Below are 2,836 nucleotides of genomic sequence, written 5' to 3' on the forward strand. Positions count from 1 at the left end.
TGCGGCACCTGCCAGATCGAGGTCGATCCGCAATGGGCGGCAAGGCTCCATGCGCCGCGCGAGGACGAGCTCGACATGCTCGACCAGAACTATGGCGGTCCATGGTCGCGGCTGTCCTGCCAGCTCATCTTCACGCCCGAACTCGATGGCCTTCGTCTGCGCATCGCCGACGTCGCCCTGAAGGACGCCGCCTAGAGCTTGCGCGCAAAGCATGGCATAGTCCCGGCATGACTTACGAAAACGCACTCCGCCTGAGCTATGCCGTCTTCGCGATCAGCATCGTTTCGCTGGCGATCGTCATTGCATCCTTCGTCTTTCACCTTCAGGTGCCGTCCGCACTGTTCCGGACGCTGATGGGCGTCGGCTATCTCTGGCCCGGCGCCGCCTTCGCCATTGCCTGGTTCAGGAAGAAGATCGAGCAGCAGGGCTGAGCGATCGAGGGCGCTGGACAAATCTCCCTTCCGCCTGTCAAAAAGAAGGAAGGGAGTGCACCATGAAACGATTTGTCCTCGTCTGCCTTCTCGTTTTCGTCGTACAGCCTGCTTTCGCGGGCTCCGGTGCGATCGAGACGAAACTCTATTTCGGTCTTGGCATAGCCGGCGGCGGGCGCGTTACGGAACAGCAGTGGCAGCGCTTTCTTGCCGAAATAGTGACACCGCGTTTCCCCGACGGGCTCACAGTCTTGAGCGCCACAGGGCAGTGGCGCGACCCGAAGGGCAAATCGTCGAAGGTCGTTTCCGAGCCGACTAGGATCGTCATCATCGTGCACCCCGAAACGGCTGCTGCGACGAAGGCGATCGGCGAAATCCGCCAGACATATGTGAAACGTTTCCGCCAGCAATCGGTTTTGCAGACCGATCAGCCGGTGAACATCGTCGAGTGACGTTTCGCAACTGGACAGGTGGAGGTGTCCTTGCGAAAACGGGCCATGCTCAAGACGGAGACATATCTGGAAAAGAGCTTCGAGCTCTGGCCCGGGCTGTTGCGTTTCGTCGCCTCGGGCGAGACGGCCCATGCGGCGCTCGATGCCGGTATGGATGCTGCGCGCGACATGGCGGGGATGCTTATGGCAGACGCCGAACTGGTCGCGGCGGCGCGCGGTTCGATGGATTTCTTGCCGCGTGGTCTCGCCGGACGGCAAGTCCTCGACGCCGCGCGTTCACTGGCGCGGGCGGTTGGTACCCCGAAGTCCGAGGACCTGCCGCCTTCGCTCGTTGGCTTGCCGGGAGCCGTTTGTGACATCGCGCTCAACGCGATGCGAAGCGTCGGGACTAACGATTTTGTTCTTACGATGCTGGGTGATGCGCTCGCCTTTCACGTTGACGGTGGGGCGAGCCCAGCGGCGGACATTTCCGTGCCGTCCGTATCTGGCGAGTTTTTATGCGCATTGGGCGGCGGACAGACAGGCGGCGTCGCGATCGCTGGCGCACAAGCGCATTTTCCAACATCCGGCATCGCGGATCGTGTTGTCGTTCAGGCAAAGAATGCCGCACTGGCCTCGCTTGCCGCCGCTCATGTCGCTGACGGCATGACGGCACCTGGCATGCGACGTGGAAGAGGGCGGATCGCTGATCCGCTCGTCGCTCGCGCAGTGGAGGGGCGGACGCTTGCAGGCGACGTAGGCTTGCTGCCGCCGGAGGAGATCTGGGACGCGCTTTCGACCGGCATAAGGCGCGCGAATGTCTTGCGTGAAAACCGCCTGCTGCGCGCTGCGGCGCTCGGTCTCAAGGGACGCGGCCGCACCCTCGGCCCCATCGATGGCAACCGGCTTCTGCGCTTCGGCGTTTCCGAGTGGCGGTAATCCGGCGACATGCGCATAATCTCCCGAGGGAAACGGGGAGAGGCGTGTCATGGGTTTCTACGAAAAGCATATCGTTCCGCATATCATCAACTGCGCCTGCGGTTCGAAGCCGATCCGCTATCAGCGCAAGAAGGTCGTGCCGATGGCGGAGGGCACAGTGCTGGAGATCGGCATCGGCACGGGGCTCAACCTTCCTTATTACGATCCGACGAAGGTGAGGAAGGTGATCGGTCTCGATCCGTCCGAGGCCTCGTGGAAACTCGCAGGCGAGCGGGCGAAGGATTTGCCATTCCCGGTCGAGTTTGTCGGATTGCCGGGCGAACAGATCCCGCTGGACGACAAGAGCGTCGACACGGTCCTCGTCACCTTCAGCCTCTGCACGATTCCGGATCCTGTGAAGGCGCTCGAGGGCATGCGCCGTGTATTGAAGCCGGGCGGGCGGCTCGTCTTCTGCGAGCACGGGGCCGCGCCCGACGCCGATGTGCTCAAATGGCAAAATCGGGTCAATCCGGTCTGGCGCGTACTTTTCGGCGGCTGCAACCTCAATCGCCGGATGCCGTCGCTGATCGAGAGCGCAGGGTTCAAGATCGACGATCTCCAGACGATGTATCTGCCGTCGACCCCCCGGGTAGCCGGCTTCAATTACTGGGGCACGGCGCAAAGCGTATAGATCTCTTGATGCGGGATTCCTGTTTGACTCTCACGAGAGAGAATACTAGAACAAAACAGGAACATTCTATGGATCATCCTCATGTCCAGAATCCGCAACGCCGGGCTGGTCGCAGAATTGCGCGCGCGCATCGCTTCTTGCGAAACGCCTCCTTCCCGGAAGGAAGTCCGTACTGTCTCGTTAGGGGCTAATGTCCTTGATGAGGCATTGCCGCTCGGCGGGCTTCGACGCGATGCTTTGCACGAGGTGGCGGCAAGCGATTACAGCAACATGGGTGCGGCGATGGGCTTCACGGCGGCCCTTGTCGCGCGCTTTGCCGGGGCTGCTCCGCTGGCGCCGGTTCTCTGGTGCGAGGGGAGCCACGC

Annotated in this window: 4 protein-coding genes and 2 pseudogenes; all 6 read left to right on the forward strand. The window is 62.0% G+C overall.

What is annotated here, in order from left to right; genetic code table 11:
- Positions 1 to 195, forward strand: a pseudogene (locus VMR03_RS00525) (ferredoxin); the annotation flags it as partial.
- Between the two features lie 32 nt (positions 196 to 227).
- Positions 228 to 431 (forward strand): hypothetical protein, encoded by a 204-nt coding sequence (locus tag VMR03_RS00530; RefSeq protein ID WP_325401205.1) that lies wholly within the window; start codon positions 228 to 230, stop codon positions 429 to 431.
- A gap of 62 nt (positions 432 to 493) precedes the next feature.
- Complete coding sequence (locus VMR03_RS00535) at positions 494 to 883, forward strand: DUF3574 domain-containing protein (RefSeq protein ID WP_325401207.1); 390 nt, start codon at positions 494 to 496, stop codon at positions 881 to 883.
- A 45-nt stretch (positions 884 to 928) separates the two neighbouring features.
- A complete protein-coding gene (locus VMR03_RS00540; RefSeq protein ID WP_325401209.1) occupies positions 929 to 1,801 on the forward strand; it encodes a hypothetical protein in 873 nt (290 codons plus the stop codon).
- A gap of 49 nt (positions 1,802 to 1,850) precedes the next feature.
- Positions 1,851 to 2,471, forward strand: a complete 621-nt coding sequence (locus VMR03_RS00545; RefSeq protein WP_325401211.1) for a class I SAM-dependent methyltransferase — start codon at positions 1,851 to 1,853, stop codon at positions 2,469 to 2,471.
- A gap of 81 nt (positions 2,472 to 2,552) precedes the next feature.
- Positions 2,553 to 2,836 (forward strand): annotated as a pseudogene (locus tag VMR03_RS00550) (damage-inducible mutagenesis protein); the annotation flags it as partial.

It is taken from the genome of Parvibaculum sp., assembly GCF_035511255.1.
In the GTDB taxonomy this organism is placed as follows: domain Bacteria; phylum Pseudomonadota; class Alphaproteobacteria; order Parvibaculales; family Parvibaculaceae; genus Parvibaculum.

Excerpts from the sequence above, each read along its gene's own strand:
- VMR03_RS00530 (WP_325401205.1), top strand. The coding sequence starts at position 228 with ATGACTTACGAAAACGCACTCCGCCTGAGCTATGCCGTCTTCGCGATC.
- VMR03_RS00535 (WP_325401207.1), top strand. The coding sequence starts at position 494 with ATGAAACGATTTGTCCTCGTCTGCCTTCTCGTTTTCGTCGTACAGCCT.
- VMR03_RS00540 (WP_325401209.1), top strand. The coding sequence starts at position 929 with ATGCTCAAGACGGAGACATATCTGGAAAAGAGCTTCGAGCTCTGGCCC.
- VMR03_RS00545 (WP_325401211.1), top strand. The coding sequence starts at position 1,851 with ATGGGTTTCTACGAAAAGCATATCGTTCCGCATATCATCAACTGCGCC.